This window comes from Paracoccus sp. (in: a-proteobacteria), from assembly GCF_030536915.1.
Classification (GTDB): domain Bacteria; phylum Pseudomonadota; class Alphaproteobacteria; order Rhodobacterales; family Rhodobacteraceae; genus Paracoccus.
This window is the reverse complement of record NZ_JAUNPC010000003.1, coordinates 33,705-46,829: the sequence shown is the minus strand read 5'-3', so window position 1 is coordinate 46,829 and position 13,125 is coordinate 33,705. Positions and strand designations below refer to the sequence as shown.

Sequence of the window (13,125 nt, the reverse complement as noted above, 5' to 3'; positions counted from 1 at the left end):
GACGTGGTGGACGGGCAGGAGCTTGGCAGCGCGCCGCAGGCGGGCGGCGACCCTGCCGAGCGGCTCGCGCGGCTCAAGGCGGACACGCTGGAGGCACTGCACGGAAGCAGCCCGGTTGCCCCGCCCTTCGCCGCGCTGCGGGCGGTGTCGCGGCGGCATGACTTTCCCGACCGCTGGCCCATGGACCTGATCGATGGCTTCGCCATGGACGTGGCGGGGCGCGAGTATCGGACGCTGAACGACACGCTCGACTACAGCTACCACGTCGCGGGGGTCGTGGGCGTGATGATGGCGCGGGTTATGGGCGTGCGGGACCAGGCGGTGCTGGACCGCGCCTGCGACCTCGGGCTGGCCTTCCAACTGACCAACATCGCCCGCGACGTGATCGACGACGCCCGGATCAGGCGCGTCTACCTGCCCGGCGACTGGCTGGAGGAGGCCGGCGCCACCGTTGACGGCGACATCCCCTCGCCCGAGCTTTACGGTGTGATCCTGCGCCTGCTGGACGCGGCCGAGCCTTACTACGCCTCGGCCTTCGGAGGGCTTCCGGCGCTGCCCGCCCGCTGTGCCTGGTCGATCGCGGCGGCGGCGCGGATCTATCGGGCGATCGGCGCCCGCATCCGCAAGGGCGGGCCGGAAGCCTACCATAGCCGCATCGGCACCTCGGGCGCGGCCAAGGCCGGGTTGGCGATGGCCGCGCTGGGGGATGCGGGCCGGTCCCGCATCCTTCCCCCAAAGCCCTCGCGCGCCGGATTGTGGACCCGCCCGCGCGCGTGATCCTCAGGCGGCGCGGACGGCGTGGCGCGGCAGGACCCGGCCGATATGCCGGGCCAGCGGCAGGCTGTCGAAGCCGCAGTTCCCCAGCAGCAGGTCCAGTTCCGCGCGCAGCGCGTCGTAATGCGCCTGCGCCTGCGCCGGGCTGCGGATCGCCAGCACACCGCGCGCGGGTCCGTGGCCTTGGGCATCGCGGCCCGTGTCCTTGCCGAGCGTCCCGGCCTCGGCCTGGACGTCAAGAAGGTCGTCGTAGGACTGGAAGGCGCGGCCGAGGGTCCGGCCCAGTGCCGCCAGCGTTTCCATGTCCCGCGCGCGCAGGCGCTGCAGCAGGCCGAACATCTCGAACCCGGCGACGAACAGCGCCCCGGTCTTGAGGTCCTGTTCCTTCTGGATGCCCGCCGCGTCCTTGGGCGCATGGATGTCCAGGTCCTGCCCGGCACAGAGCCCCTGCGGGCCGACCGCGCCGGCAAGCACCGCCACAAGGCGCGCGCGCGTATCGGCGTCGGCGTCGCGGGCGGTGGAAAGCAGCCGCATCGCCTCGGTCACCAGCGCGATGCCGGCAAGGATCGCGCGGCATTCGCCATGCACGAGATGCGTGGTCGGGCGGCCCCGCCGCGCCTGCGCGTCATCCATGCAGGGCAGGTCGTCGAAGACAAGCGAGGCGGTATGCACCAGTTCGACCGCGCAGGCTGCGTCGATCAGCGCGGGCCTGACGCCGCCGGTCGCCTCGCCCGCGATCAGCAGGACCATGGCGCGAAACCGCTTGCCGGGTGCAAGCACCGCCTCTGACATCGCCCGCCCCAGATCGGGCGAGGCGCGTCCGAACCCCCGGGCAATCTCTGCCAGCCGCAGATCGACGGCGCTGCGCCAGTCGATGGGTTTCGCCGCGTCCCGCATGAACTCTTCATCCATCCAACCGTCGCCGTTCTTGCTGTCGCACATCTGATCCAGAATATGCGGCAAGGATGCACGGACGGAAAGCGGCAAGGTGGCCGAAGGTTCCGCAGGCTTCATCCGCGCGTGGCAGCGTCACGCCGGGAACGCGGGGACCGCCGCCCGAAAGCGGTGCGGCAATCCCGGCGAAGCCGTGCCGGGCGGCAAGGCAGGGGCGCTGCCCTGCCATTGCAGGATGCGCCGGTCACGGGCGGTAAAGGTCCGCGAAGCGGTCGCGCAGCAGGTTCTTCTGGACCTTGCCCATGGTGTTGCGGGGCAGTTCCTCGACGAAGACCACGCGCTTGGGCAGCTTGAACCTTGCCAGCCGCGATTCCAGCGGGTGCAGGACATCGGCCTCGGTCAGCGTCTGGTCGCCGGCCGGGACGACGACAGCGGTGACGCCTTCGCCGAAGTCGCGGTGCGGCAGGCCGATCACGGCCGATTCGGTCACGCCGGGCAGGGCGTCGATCTCGCTCTCGATCTCCTTGGGATAGACGTTGTAGCCGCCGGTGATGATCAGGTCCTTGCCGCGCCCGACGATATGCAGGTAGCCGCGCTCGTCGAAGCGGCCGAGGTCGCCGGTGACGAAGAAGCCATTCGGGCGCAACTCGGCCGCCGTCTTTTCCGGCATCCGCCAATAGCCCTGGAACACGTTGGGGCCGCACACCTCGATCATGCCGATCTCGCCCCCCGGCAGTTCCGCGCCGGTTTCGGGGTCGGTGACGATGATCTCGACCCCCGGCAGCGGCATGCCCACGGTGCCGGCGATCCGTTCGCCCTCATAGGGGTTCGAGCTGTTCATGTTCGTCTCGGTCATGCCGTAGCGTTCAAGGATGGCATGGCCGGTCCGTGCCTGCCAGGCGCGGTGGGTGTCGGCCAGCAGAGGGGCCGAGCCGGAAATGAACAGCCGCATGCCCCGGGTCGTTTCCCGGTCCAGCCGCGCGTCTTCCAGAAGGCGGGTGTAGAAGGTCGGCACCCCCATCAGCACGGTTGCCCGCGGCATGGCCGCGAAGATGCGGCCTTCGTCGAACTTCGGCAGGAAGATCATCGAGGCGCCCGACAGCAGCACCACGTTGGTGGCCACGAACAACCCGTGGGTGTGGAAGATCGGCAGCGCGTGGATCAGCACGTCACCGGGCGAGAAGCGCCAGGCCTCGACCAGCGCCAGCGAGTTCGACGCGAGGTTGCTGTGGCTGAGCATCGCCCCCTTGGACCGCCCCGTGGTGCCCGAGGTGTAAAGCAGCGCGGCCAGGTCGCCATCCTCGCGCGCGACGGTCGTGAAGTCACCGGCGGCGCCTGCGGCGGCATCGGTCAGGTTGCCCCGGCCCCCGGCGTCCAGCGTCAGGACGCGGGCGCCGGCCTTCTCGGTCACCGGCCGCAGCGCCTCTTCGCGGGCGGGATCGCAGACGAAGATGCGCGGCTGAGCGTCGGTCAGGAAGTAGTCCACCTCGGCCGGGGTGTAGCCGGTGTTCAGCGGCAGGAAGACCGCGCCTGCCCGCACCGTGGCGAGATAAAGGATGATCGCCTCGACTGACTTTTCCACCTGCGCGGCCACGCGGTCGCCGGGGGTGACGCCCAAGGCGGCCAGCGCATTCGCCATCCGGCCGGTGCGGTCGATCAGGTCGGCATAGGCGATGCGCTCGCCCGAAGGGGTCTCGATGGCGATGGCGGCGGGGTCGGTGACGCGCTGGGTGATCGTCTCGAACAGGTTCATGGCAGGCTCCGGCAGGTGATGTCAGGATGATGCGGCGGGCAGGGCGCGCTGCACCGCGCCCGAGGCGGCGACGGTGCTTCGTTCGGCAAAGGCCTCGTGGTTCGCCTCGATCCGGTCAAGGTCGTAAAGGTAGTTGACCATCAGCCCGTGCGATTGCCGCAGCCCGTTCGGGGAAGGATCGCCCGGGAAGTTCAGCCGTTCCAGCCGCGCCCCGTTCCCGAGGTGGAAGCGCGCCACCGGGTCGATCACCCGGCCCTTGGCGTCGCGGGCGCGCAGGAAATAGGTGGCAGCGGCAGCCAGAAGCGGCGCGCGCAGGCTTTCCACCGCCTGCGCGTCCCCATGCCAGCCGGGGCTGTCCAGAAGGGCGAAGGCATCGCGCTGGGCCGGGGTCAGCAGGTCAGAGCCCGCGTCCTCGCGCTGCTGCGCAAGCCAGGCCGCAAAGCCCGGCACCGGCGACAGGGTGACGAAGCTGCGGATGTCGGGCAGCTCGGCCTTGAGATCCTCGACCACCTGCTTGATCAGGAGGTTGCCGAAGGACACGCCCGCCAGACCCCGCTGGGTGTTCGAGATCGAATAGAACACCGCCGTGCTGGCCCGTTCCGCCTCGATCGGCTGGCGGTCGAGCGCCAGCAGCGATGCCACGTTGTCGGGGATCGCCTCGGTCAGCGCGACCTCGACGAAGATCAGCGGCTCGTCCGCCAGTTGCGGGTGGAAGAAGGCGTAGCAGCGCCGGTCGGTGGGTTCCAGCCGGTTGCGCAAGTCGTCCCAGTTGCGGATTTCGTGGACGGCCTCGTAGCGGATGATCTTCGCCAGGATATTGGCGGGCGTCGTCCAGTCGATATGGCGCAGCACCAGGAAGCCCCGGTTGAACCACGAGGCAAAAAGATGCTGGAAGTCGCTGTCCACCCGGCGCAGTTCGGGATGGTCGCGCAGGTGGCGCAGCAGCCCCTCGCGCATGCGGACCAGCGCGGCGGTGCCGCCGGGCGCGAGGTTCAGCCGCCGCAGCAGTTCCTGCCGGCGCGGCTCGGCCAGGATATGCAGCGCCTCGACGGCCTCGGCGGACGCGGGATCGGCCTGCACCGCGGCCAGCGCCGCCTGGACCGCGTCCAGATCCGGCCCGAAGCGGTGGGCGAGGGTCTGCAGAAAGGCAAGCCGCGCGTCTTCGTCCGCCTGCTCGAAGGCCGACATCAGCGCCCGCGCCAGCGCCACCCCCGAGGCCTCGCCGCGCCGCGACAGCAGCAGTTCGGCCAGTTCGGAAAGGTCGAGTGCCTCGACCGCGCGATCCCCGTCGCGCCGGCCGAGCAGGCGCCGGCCGCGTTCGGTCAGCTGCTCGAACAGCTCGCCCAGAAAGGCAGAGCGCGGCGGGCGTGCAGGCTCGGTCCTGGTCACCACATCCTCCTTTGGGGGCCGGGACGCGGGACCGGCCCGGCGGCATGACGAAGAAGGGTCACAGAACCACGGCTGCCACCCCCGTGACCAGCCTGCCAGAGCGGACAGGCCAGCGGAAGAAGGCCGCGCCCGCGATGGGGCAGGGGATGGCGGCTGCGGGCGGTCACGCCATCGTCCAGCGGCAGAACCCGCGATCCGGTGGCGCGGCCATGTGCCGGATGCGATGTCCTGATCCGGCCATGGGGCGGCTGACGGGTTGCGTCTTGAGGGCGGCAGGGCTGGCCCTGCACGGGTCGCCCCATCGTCGTGGCGCCGCTTGCGGCGGGCAGGAAGCCGGTGCATCTGCCACCATCAAGGGCGCGGCCCGCCAACACCGGAAGCCGTTCGATTCGGGAAAGGTCATTGCCCATGCCGATCTACGTCGATGCCGACGCCTGCCCGGTGAAGGCAGAGGTCGAGCGTGTCGCCACCCGGCACAGGCTGCGCGTCCTGATCGTCTCGAACGGCGGCATCAGGCCCTCGGCCAATCCCCTTGTCGAGACCGTGATCGTGCCGGAAGGCCCGGACGAGGCCGACAAGTGGATCGCCGCCCGCGCCGGTCCCGGCGATGTGGTGATCACCGGCGACATCCCGCTGGCGGCGAGATGCGTGGCCGCGGGGGCAGAGGTCCTCAAGCATGATGGAGAGGTGCTGAATGCCGGGAACATCGGCAATGTCCTTGCCACGCGCGACCTGATGGCCGATCTGCGCGCCGCCGATCCGTTCCGGCAGGGACAGGGGCGGGGGTTCACCCGCGCCGACAGGTCGCGCTTTCTTGATGCGCTGGAACGGGCGGCCCGGCGCGCCGCCCGCTGAGCGTAATGCCCCTGACCAGGAAAGGGCCTGTCGCCAAGCGACGCCGGAGCCGCCAAGGCTTTCGGGCAAGGCCATGGAACCTGCGCCTGTGATGTGCCGGTTCCATGGCCGGCCCTTGAGCGGCTGTTCCGCCGCTTTCCCCGGCCCCCGGCCTTGCGGCTACTGGCGGACGTAGCTGTCGGTGTGGGTGATCGTCGCATAGGCAAAGCCCAGCGCGGACATCATCGCCGCATGGACCGAGGCCGCCGGGACCGTCACATCGCCGAATTCCAGATCCCGCGTCGCGCAGGCATCCTGCACCACCGTTGTCCGGTAGCCATAGTCACTGGCCGCCCGCGTGGTGGCGTCGATGCACATGTGGCTCATCGCGCCGACGACCACGACCTCCTCGATCCCGCCGTCGTCGAGGATCTTCTTGAGATCGGTCTTGAGAAAGGGGTTGGGATGGTTCTTCACGACCACGGTCTCACCCTCCTGCGGGGCGACTGCGGGGTTGATCTCGCTGCCCTCGGAATCGGGGGTGAAGAAGGGCGCATCGTCGCTGGGGAAGATGTGCCGGACATGGATGACCCGGTCGCCCTTGTCGCGGGCCGCATCGATCACCCGGGCTGCGTTCGCCGCGGCCTCCTCGATGCCGACGAGTTCGTATTTCCCGTCCGGGAAATAGTCGTTCTGGATATCGATCACCACAACGGCGCGCTTGCTCATGGCCTGACCTTTCATGTCCTGTTCATCCTGCCGATGACCGGACGATAGCCGCGGCGGCGGGCCGTGCCTACCCGCCATTCCGGGGCAGGGTCCGCCTTCACGGGCATCCCCCCGGCGGCGCGAGCAGGCCCCAGCCGAAGATGTCGTCGCGCCCCTCGGCGCCGAGGTCCCGCGCCTGCACGACCAGGCGCGCCCTGACCTCGGGTCCCGTCAGCGACGGTTCTGCCTGCAGCAGCAGCGCGGCGGCGGCGCTGACAAAGGGCGCGGCATAGGAGGTGCCGGTCTTCGTGCGCGAGCAACGGACCGATGCGGCGGTCCAGACATCCACGCCCGGCGCGGCGAGGTCGATATGCGGGCCGCGGTTGGCGCGGCGATAAACCCGGCGGTTGCGGTCCACGGCCGTCACTGCGATGACCTGACGCGCGGGGCAGTCGATTCCCTTGCGGGCGCAAGTTGGCGGACGGCGGCCAGCGCCTCGTCCATGGTCAGGCGGGCGGGCTTGCGAAGACGGGCGATGCTGTCGCCGCCCCAAAGGGCGCCCTGTTCCAGCAAGGTGAAGTCCCCCTGCTGCAGCGCCGCGAAATCCTGTTCGGACAGGCCGCGGGCGAGGACCTCGTTCTCGGTGCGCTGCGGCAGCGGGATCGGGCGCGCGGGCGCCACCGCACGCCGGCGCGGCCCGTCGTCGTCATCGTCCGCGAAGGCCGGGGCCGCCAGCCACAGCCCCTCTGCATCGACACGCGGCTGAACCGTCAGCGCCATGATCGCGGCCAGCAGGATCAACAGGATCACGCGCATGAACCTGCCTCTTTTCTTGCATTCACCGACCGCTACGACTGGGAACGTAAAATCTTCCCGATCTTAAAGCGGCCGGTCCGGAGGGTGTCATGGATCCGGCGTCCGGCGAGGCGCTGATCCGGCTGCTGCCCGCGCTGCGGCGCTATGCGCTGTCGCTGGCCCCGCGCGCGGATGTGGCCGACGACCTGGTGCAGACCACCGTCGAGCGCGCGATCCTGGCAGCCGGCCGCTACGACCCCGCCCTGCGGCTGGAGCCGTGGCTGTTCCGCATCAGGCGCAACGTCTTCATCGACCTGACGCGCCGGCAGCGGACGCGGGGGGCCGAGGTGGATGTCTTCGAAATGCCCGAGGCCCTGCCCGTCTAGGGCGACAGCGGCATCGAGGCGCGGCTGATGCTGCGGGCGACGGATGCGGCGATGCAGGACCTGCCGGTCGAGCAGCGCGAGGTGCTGGAACTCGTGGGTATCCATGAACTCAGCTCTGCCGAGGCGGCCGAGGTCCTGAGCATCCCGCGCGGCACGGTGATGAGCCGCCTGTCCCGCAATTGGCTGGCCCCGGCCGAAAAGCTGGGAATAAGATGAAAGCCCGCGCATATGCCCTTGTGATCCCCCGTGTCTGCCGAGGAGCCGCAGATGCAGATCACTGACGAGATCCTGATGGCCTTCGTCGATGACGAGTTGGAAGCCCGCCAGTCGCGCGAGGTCCGGGCCGCGCTGGCCAGGGACCCCCGGTTGCAGGCGCGGCTGCGGGTCTTCACCAAAACCCGGCGCGTCCTGCGGGATGCGGCGGCCTCGCCCCATCCCTTGGCCGACGATGCGGCGCTGATCGTGCGGGTCCGGGCTGCCGGAACCGCGCCCGCCGCCACGCCTTTTCCCCGGCCTCCATCCGTCCCCCCACCCCCCAATCACAACCGCCGTCCCTTGGGCGCGATCGCTGCGGCGCTTGCGGCGGCAGTCGTCGGGCTTTGCTTGTGGCAGTGGGGCGGCCCGGCACCCGGGCTGTCCGAGGCGCAGCTTGCCGCACTTAACGGCCTTGCCTCGGGGGAAAGCCGCGGATTGCCGGGCGGCGAAAGCGTCGTGATGATCGCCTCGTTCCTGATGGCGGGCGAAACGCTCTGCCGCGAATACGAGACCCGTTCCGCCGGGACCGCGACCCTGATGATCGCCTGCCGCGAGGACGACGGCTGGTCGCGTCGTTTCACCATGAGTATGACCGAGGCGGAGGGCTATGTTCCGGCCTCGGGCGGAATCGAGGCGCTTGACGCCTTTCTGGCCGAAAGCGCCGCGGGCGCGCCGCTCGGCCCCGAGGAGGAGGCGGCGCTGCTGGCGCAACGGCCCTGATGCCTCGCCCCCGGATCTTCCATGTCGGCCTGCTTTCCGCAGGCAGAGGGCCAAGTGACCGGGAATAACCGCCGTTCTGCCGCGTGATGCGTCTGCGGCACCGGAGCCGCCTTGGAACAGGAGCAGATCATGCGGATCGTGAAAGCCGCAACCCCCGCCGCGCTGCTGGCAGGCGCGGCCGCCCCAGCCCTTGCCGATCAGGCCGGACGGCTCCTGAACCGCCTCATCCTGACCCGGACCGGCTGCGTGCATGCCGGCGATGATGACGACGGCCGCAGGCGCAACCGCGGGCTGCGCGGGGCTGACGATGACGATTGATCCGGTGTCTTGCAGGCGTGCCGACCGGGCGACTGACGCTCCTGTCCCTCGTCAGCGCAGGCCGCGCCGGTTCAGCAGCCTCAGCACCAGCCCGCGGCCCGTCCGGAGGACAGGATACAGCACCGCCTGCATGACGCCCCGGCCTTCCGACAGGACCGACAGCAACTGCACCGCCTCGGCCCCGTGATAAAGCCGCGCCCCATGCCGCACCGCCAAGCCCGCGTCGAGATCCACCTTCGCCCGGACCAGCGCCTTCACCCGCGGATCGCCCGAGCGCGCGTCGATGAGCTCGATGCGCCGGACCGTCCGGCGCAGGTTCAGCATCCGCACATGGGCGCTGCAGAAAGGGCAGTCGCCGTCATGTTGGATTTCCAGCGCCTCGGCCATGTCGCAGCCTTCTTCCGTTGCGGTGGGAATAACATCCGGTCCGCCCCGTGATTCCATCACAAGGCAGGGAAAAGCCGCGATGTCCGCGATGAACAACCTGGCGGCCCGCGTGTCACAAGCCGTTCCGGCGCAGTCGCTCGCCGTCTTCCGCATCCTCTTCGGCGCCCTGCTGGCCTGGGACTGCTGGCGCTTCATCCGGGATGACCGGGTCTGGCGCGACTGGGTTGCGCCGGATTTCCACTTTTCCTATCCCGGCTTCGGCTGGGTGGCGCCCTTGCCCGAGCCGTGGCTGCATCTCGCCTGGCTCGGCGTCGGGCTTGCCGCGCTGATGGTGATGCTGGGGCTGTTCCACCGCCTTGCCATCGTCGCGCTGACGCTGCTTTTCGGCTATTTCTTCGTGCTGGATGCGGCCGAATACCTCAACCACTTCTACCTGGCGATCCTTTGCGCGGCGCTGCTGTGCGTGCTGCCCGCCGCGCGGGTGGTCGCTGGACGCGCTGATCCGGCCGCGGCGGGACCGGACGGTTCCCCGTGCCGCCATCGCCATCCTGCGCGCCCAGACCGGGATCATGCTGGTCTATGCCGGGCAGGTGAAACTGACGCCGGACTGGCTGCGCGGAGAGCCTTTGGGCCTGTGGCTGCGCGAGCGGACCGAAGGCACGTGGATCGCGCCGCTGTTCCAGCAGGACTGGCTGATCGTGCTGGCCTGCTGGGCGGTGATCGCGCTGCATGTGCTGGGAGCGCCGCTGCTGTTGCAACGCAGAACGCGGCTGCCTGTCTTCCTGCTTTACTGCGCCTTCCATGGGGCCAATGCCTTCTTCTTCAACACCGGCATCTTCCCCTGGATGACCACTGCGGCCTCGACCATCTTCCTTGCGCCCGACTGGCCCTCCCGCCTGGCCGCTCGCCTGTCAGGGCGTCCCCGGCCTGCACCGTCCGCGGCCAGTGCCGCGCATCGCCTTTCCCCCTTGGCCATGCTGGCGATGACCCTCTGGATCGCGGTTCAACTGGCGCTGCCGATCCGCGGCGCGCTGTTTAAGTCCGAAACCCGGTGGAGCGGCGACGGCCACCGCTTTTCTTGGCGGATGCAGATCTATGAGCGCGAGGCGGTAGGCGCCTTTGTCGTCACCGACCGCACAAGCGGGGACAGTTGGCGCGTCGATCCCGACAGCTTCCTGACACCCCGACAGACCGACAAGATGATCGTCCGGTCTGACCTGATCCTCCAGTTCGCCCATCACCTGGCTGACATATGGACCGAGACGGGCAGGGAGGTCTCGGTTCATGCCGAAATCTGCAAATCCCTGAACGGCCGCCCCTGCCAGATATTCATCGACCCCGAGGTTGATCTTTCAGGTGTGCAAAGAAACCTGCTTGCCGCCGATCCTTGGGTCCTGCCGCTTGAAACGCCGCACTGGGGCGTGGCGGACAACCGGTGGCCCAAGGTCATTGCCGCAGTCGGGGATGGTGTCATGGCCCGCGGCCCGGACTGAGGACGCGCCGCGTGGTCGCCCGGCGGCGCATCGTGACGGACTTGCAGCCGGATCAGGATGAACAAGCGCGGCAGCGAAGGCAGGACTGCCAATCTGCCTGCACGAGTTCAGGATCGACCAGGACACATAACCGGAACACCATGCAGGTCCGGCGCCTGGACGTCATGCCCGTTTGCTGCATCTCTGATCCTTGATCCCCAAGGGGCTCCGGCGCGCCCGCACCGGGGCCTTCAATTGGCCGCTGATTGGGTCCCGGCTGGATCGGCCGAGGTGGCGCGACCAGCGTGGAACAGCGCTCTCGCAGGCTGCTGAAATCAATGTGGAAAAACGGTGGCGGAGACGAAGGGATTCGAACCCTCGAGGCGGTTTCCCGCCTGCACCCTTAGCAGGGGTGTGCCTTCGACCACTCGGCCACATCTCCGCCGGGGGGTCTAGCAGCAGGAGGCCAAGAGGAACAAGGGCTTTTTCTCTGTGCCGCCCCGGAAACCGGCAAGGAGGACCCGGACCGTTGCTGCCAAGGCAGATGCGGCCCAGGATGCCCTGTCATGCCGGGCGATGCTTCCGTGCGCAAAGGGGGGCTTGCGCATGATGCCGTGCCGCCGGTGGCCGGACGCACCCGCGATCGCAAGGCGCTGCCATCTGGAAAGCCGGGGCGGACAAAGGCTGTCTGGCCATGATCGGAAGGCAGGCCTGCATGGCGGGATTGCAGATGGGCGGGATGGGAAAAGAACCCCGACTTGCGGAGAGGTCCGGCGCAGGCAGCGGAGAGCAGGTGGCGCGTGGCCGTTTCTGTCACCAGGCCAGGCAGCGAAGGGCAGGGAGGTCTTGTCCCTCGCCTGCACAACGCGCGGGTGCAGCCATCCGCCCCTGTCATACGGGCGTTCTTCCCTGTCTCAGGCCAGCATGCGGGTGTCACCGCAGACAGAGATGCTCTGCCCCGAGATGAACCTGCCCAGCGGCGAGGCCAGATACAGGACCTGGCTCGCGATCGCCTGCGGGGGGACGTATTCCTTGATCGAGGTGTAGCGGAAGGCCTCGGCCTCAAGCTCGGCGAAGCTCTGGCCGCGAAGCTGCGCCTTGGCCTCGAGCACGCGGCGCTGGCGGTCGCCCGAGACGATGCCGGGCAGGATCGCGTTCACGCGGATATTGTCCTCTCCCAGCTCGATCGACAGCGATTTCGTCAGGCCGATCACGCCCCATTTCGCGGCCGCGTAGGGGGTGCGAAGGGCGAAGCCGACCCGGCCCGCCACGGATGACAGGTTGACGATCGAGGGGTTGGCGCTTTCCCGCAGGGCGGGAACGGCGCTGCCGGCCGCCACGAACTGGCTGGTCAGCACCACGTCCAGCGTGCGGCTCCAGTCGGCGAGGTCGATGTCCTCGATCCGGCCGGTCGGGCCGGCGATCCCGGCGTTGTTCACCAGGCAGTCGAGGCCGCCCAGCGCGGCGATGGACTGCTTGATGAAGCTGCGCAGCGCGCCGGCGTCGGACACATCGACGGGGTGCGAAATGACGTCCTGCGGCAATGTCGCAAGCGCCTCGGCGTCGATGTCGCAGGTCGCGACGCGGGCGCCCGCCGCAAGGAACGCATCAACGATGGCGCGTCCGATCCCCGAGGCGCCCGCGGTGACGATCACCCGCGCGCCGTCCAGTTCAAGGTTCATCCCGTCATTCCTTCCTGTTGAAGTAATCCCGCTGCGCGAGAATGGCCTCTGCCGCCACCGAGATGTCGGACCGGATCGCCTCGGCCGCGGCATCGCGGTCCCGCGCGGCCACTGCCACGATCAGGTGTCCGTGGGCGATGATCGAGTGACCGGCCCGGTCGCTCTGCGCGGTGGGGCCGATGTCCAGCGAGATCAGCGGTCCCGCGCGCAGCCAGGCCATGCCGATCAACTGCCGCAGGGTGGGCGAGGATGCGGCGTCGTAAAGGGTGAAATGCAGCCGGCGGTTCAGCATCAGGGCATCCGCCCGGCTGCCCCCGGTCATTTCCAGCCGGAACGCCTCGTGCAGCGCCCGCAGTTCCCCGGCCGTGCTGTCCGTGATCCTGTCCACCGCAAGCCGCGCCGCCTCGCATTCCATCAGGATGCGGGTGCGGGTCAGTTCGCGGAACTCGTCCTCGGTCATCCGCGGCACCTCGACCGCCCGATTCCTGCGGACCGCGAGCGCACCCTGGGCGACAAGCCGGCCCACGGCCTCGCGCACCGGCATGGGCGAGACGTTCAGCTCTCCGGCCAGTTCGCGGATCGAGGTCTGGCTGTCGGGCTTCAGCGTGCCGTCCAGAAGCATCCGGGCAATGGCGGCATAGGCCTGTTCCGTCAGCGAGGGCTGGGGGGCAAGCGGCTGGATGTTCAGGTCGTTCATGGGCGACCTCCGGTGGTTGACAGGCGGAAAATCGATCCGCAGTATGATCTGAGATCACACT

15 protein-coding genes, 1 tRNA gene and 1 pseudogene are annotated in these 13,125 nt (G+C 69.1%); 7 read left to right on the top strand and 10 right to left on the bottom strand.

Annotated elements, in window-relative coordinates:
- On the top strand, positions 1–777 hold a 777-nt coding region (locus Q4F04_RS01320; RefSeq protein ID WP_303368033.1), incomplete at its 5' end, for a phytoene/squalene synthase family protein.
- A 3-nt stretch (positions 778–780) separates the two neighbouring features.
- On the opposite strand, the gene Q4F04_RS01315 is transcribed toward Q4F04_RS01320, so the two are convergent.
- The 3 genes from Q4F04_RS01315 to Q4F04_RS01305 form a co-directional block, all read right to left on the bottom strand.
- A complete protein-coding gene (locus Q4F04_RS01315; protein ID WP_303368032.1) occupies positions 781–1,686 on the bottom strand; it encodes a polyprenyl synthetase family protein in 906 nt (301 codons plus the stop codon).
- Between the two features lie 226 nt (positions 1,687–1,912).
- The gene (locus Q4F04_RS01310; RefSeq protein ID WP_303368031.1) at positions 1,913–3,421 is read right to left on the bottom strand and encodes a malonyl-CoA synthase; all 1,509 of its coding nucleotides are present in this window, start codon (positions 3,419–3,421) and stop codon (positions 1,913–1,915) included.
- A 21-nt stretch (positions 3,422–3,442) separates the two neighbouring features.
- Positions 3,443–4,810: a malonyl-CoA decarboxylase gene (locus tag Q4F04_RS01305; RefSeq protein ID WP_303368030.1), complete on the bottom strand. Its 1,368-nt coding sequence runs from the start codon at positions 4,808–4,810 to the stop codon at positions 3,443–3,445.
- 408 nt (positions 4,811–5,218) lie between these two features.
- Between Q4F04_RS01305 and Q4F04_RS01300 the strand changes: the two genes are divergently transcribed.
- Positions 5,219–5,665, top strand: a complete 447-nt coding sequence (locus Q4F04_RS01300) for a YaiI/YqxD family protein (protein ID WP_303368029.1) — start codon at positions 5,219–5,221, stop codon at positions 5,663–5,665.
- Positions 5,666–5,824: 159 nt separating this feature from the next.
- On the opposite strand, the gene Q4F04_RS01295 is transcribed toward Q4F04_RS01300, so the two are convergent.
- From Q4F04_RS01295 to Q4F04_RS01285, 3 genes are all read right to left on the bottom strand, one after another.
- Positions 5,825–6,373, bottom strand: a complete 549-nt coding sequence (locus Q4F04_RS01295; protein ID WP_303368028.1) for a cysteine hydrolase family protein — start codon at positions 6,371–6,373, stop codon at positions 5,825–5,827.
- 97 nt (positions 6,374–6,470) lie between these two features.
- The gene (locus tag Q4F04_RS01290) at positions 6,471–6,779 is read right to left on the bottom strand and encodes a S8 family serine peptidase (protein ID WP_303368027.1); all 309 of its coding nucleotides are present in this window, start codon (positions 6,777–6,779) and stop codon (positions 6,471–6,473) included.
- Positions 6,776–7,168, bottom strand: a complete 393-nt coding sequence (locus Q4F04_RS01285) for a hypothetical protein (protein ID WP_303368026.1) — start codon at positions 7,166–7,168, stop codon at positions 6,776–6,778. Before Q4F04_RS01285 ends, Q4F04_RS01290 begins: the two co-directional genes overlap by 4 nt.
- Positions 7,169–7,257: 89 nt before the next feature.
- Between Q4F04_RS01285 and Q4F04_RS01280 the strand changes: the two genes are divergently transcribed.
- The 4 genes from Q4F04_RS01280 (at position 7,258) to Q4F04_RS01265 (ending at position 8,826) form a co-directional block, all read left to right on the top strand.
- A complete protein-coding gene (locus Q4F04_RS01280) occupies positions 7,258–7,533 on the top strand; it encodes a sigma factor (protein WP_303368025.1) in 276 nt (91 codons plus the stop codon).
- A 27-nt stretch (positions 7,534–7,560) separates the two neighbouring features.
- The gene (locus tag Q4F04_RS01275; RefSeq protein WP_303368024.1) at positions 7,561–7,749 is read left to right on the top strand and encodes an RNA polymerase sigma factor; all 189 of its coding nucleotides are present in this window, start codon (positions 7,561–7,563) and stop codon (positions 7,747–7,749) included.
- A gap of 51 nt (positions 7,750–7,800) precedes the next feature.
- Positions 7,801–8,508: an anti-sigma factor gene (locus Q4F04_RS01270; RefSeq protein ID WP_303368023.1), complete on the top strand. Its 708-nt coding sequence runs from the start codon at positions 7,801–7,803 to the stop codon at positions 8,506–8,508.
- A 129-nt stretch (positions 8,509–8,637) separates the two neighbouring features.
- Entirely contained in the window at positions 8,638–8,826 is a 189-nt protein-coding gene (locus Q4F04_RS01265; RefSeq protein WP_303368022.1) for a hypothetical protein, read from the top strand.
- A gap of 51 nt (positions 8,827–8,877) precedes the next feature.
- Here the strand turns inward: Q4F04_RS01265 and Q4F04_RS01260 are convergent, their stop codons facing one another.
- Positions 8,878–9,213 carry a DCC1-like thiol-disulfide oxidoreductase family protein gene (locus Q4F04_RS01260; protein ID WP_303368021.1) on the bottom strand — a complete coding sequence of 112 codons (336 nt, stop codon included), beginning with the start codon at positions 9,211–9,213 and terminating at the stop codon, positions 8,878–8,880.
- Here Q4F04_RS01260 and Q4F04_RS15980 point away from each other — a divergent pair.
- Positions 9,110–10,706: pseudogene (locus Q4F04_RS15980) on the top strand (HTTM domain-containing protein). The gene Q4F04_RS01260 and the pseudogene Q4F04_RS15980 sit on opposite strands and share 104 nt — an antisense overlap.
- A 331-nt stretch (positions 10,707–11,037) precedes the next feature.
- On the opposite strand, the gene Q4F04_RS01245 reads toward Q4F04_RS15980, so the two are convergent.
- The 3 genes from Q4F04_RS01245 to Q4F04_RS01235 all read right to left on the bottom strand — a co-directional run bounded on the left by Q4F04_RS01245 (position 11,038) and on the right by Q4F04_RS01235 (position 13,064).
- Positions 11,038–11,127 (bottom strand) — tRNA-Ser (locus tag Q4F04_RS01245).
- 472 nt (positions 11,128–11,599) lie between these two features.
- Entirely contained in the window at positions 11,600–12,367 is a 768-nt protein-coding gene (locus Q4F04_RS01240) for an SDR family oxidoreductase (protein WP_303368020.1), read from the bottom strand.
- 4 nt (positions 12,368–12,371) lie between these two features.
- Entirely contained in the window at positions 12,372–13,064 is a 693-nt protein-coding gene (locus tag Q4F04_RS01235; RefSeq protein WP_303368019.1) for a GntR family transcriptional regulator, read from the bottom strand.
- Between the last annotated feature and the right edge of the window lie 61 nt (positions 13,065–13,125).

Coding starts and splice junctions, on each gene's coding strand:
- Q4F04_RS01315 (WP_303368032.1), bottom strand. CDS start 1,686: ATGGATGAAGAGTTCATGCGGGACGCGGCGAAACCCATCGACTGGCGC.
- Q4F04_RS01310 (WP_303368031.1), bottom strand. CDS start 3,421: ATGAACCTGTTCGAGACGATCACCCAGCGCGTCACCGACCCCGCCGCC.
- Q4F04_RS01300 (WP_303368029.1), top strand. CDS start 5,219: ATGCCGATCTACGTCGATGCCGACGCCTGCCCGGTGAAGGCAGAGGTC.
- Q4F04_RS01295 (WP_303368028.1), bottom strand. CDS start 6,373: ATGAGCAAGCGCGCCGTTGTGGTGATCGATATCCAGAACGACTATTTC.
- Q4F04_RS01285 (WP_303368026.1), bottom strand. CDS start 7,168: ATGCGCGTGATCCTGTTGATCCTGCTGGCCGCGATCATGGCGCTGACG.
- Q4F04_RS01280 (WP_303368025.1), top strand. CDS start 7,258: ATGGATCCGGCGTCCGGCGAGGCGCTGATCCGGCTGCTGCCCGCGCTG.
- Q4F04_RS01275 (WP_303368024.1), top strand. CDS start 7,561: ATGCTGCGGGCGACGGATGCGGCGATGCAGGACCTGCCGGTCGAGCAG.
- Q4F04_RS01270 (WP_303368023.1), top strand. CDS start 7,801: ATGCAGATCACTGACGAGATCCTGATGGCCTTCGTCGATGACGAGTTG.
- Q4F04_RS01265 (WP_303368022.1), top strand. CDS start 8,638: ATGCGGATCGTGAAAGCCGCAACCCCCGCCGCGCTGCTGGCAGGCGCG.
- Q4F04_RS01260 (WP_303368021.1), bottom strand. CDS start 9,213: ATGGCCGAGGCGCTGGAAATCCAACATGACGGCGACTGCCCTTTCTGC.
- Q4F04_RS01240 (WP_303368020.1), bottom strand. CDS start 12,367: ATGAACCTTGAACTGGACGGCGCGCGGGTGATCGTCACCGCGGGCGCC.
- Q4F04_RS01235 (WP_303368019.1), bottom strand. CDS start 13,064: ATGAACGACCTGAACATCCAGCCGCTTGCCCCCCAGCCCTCGCTGACG.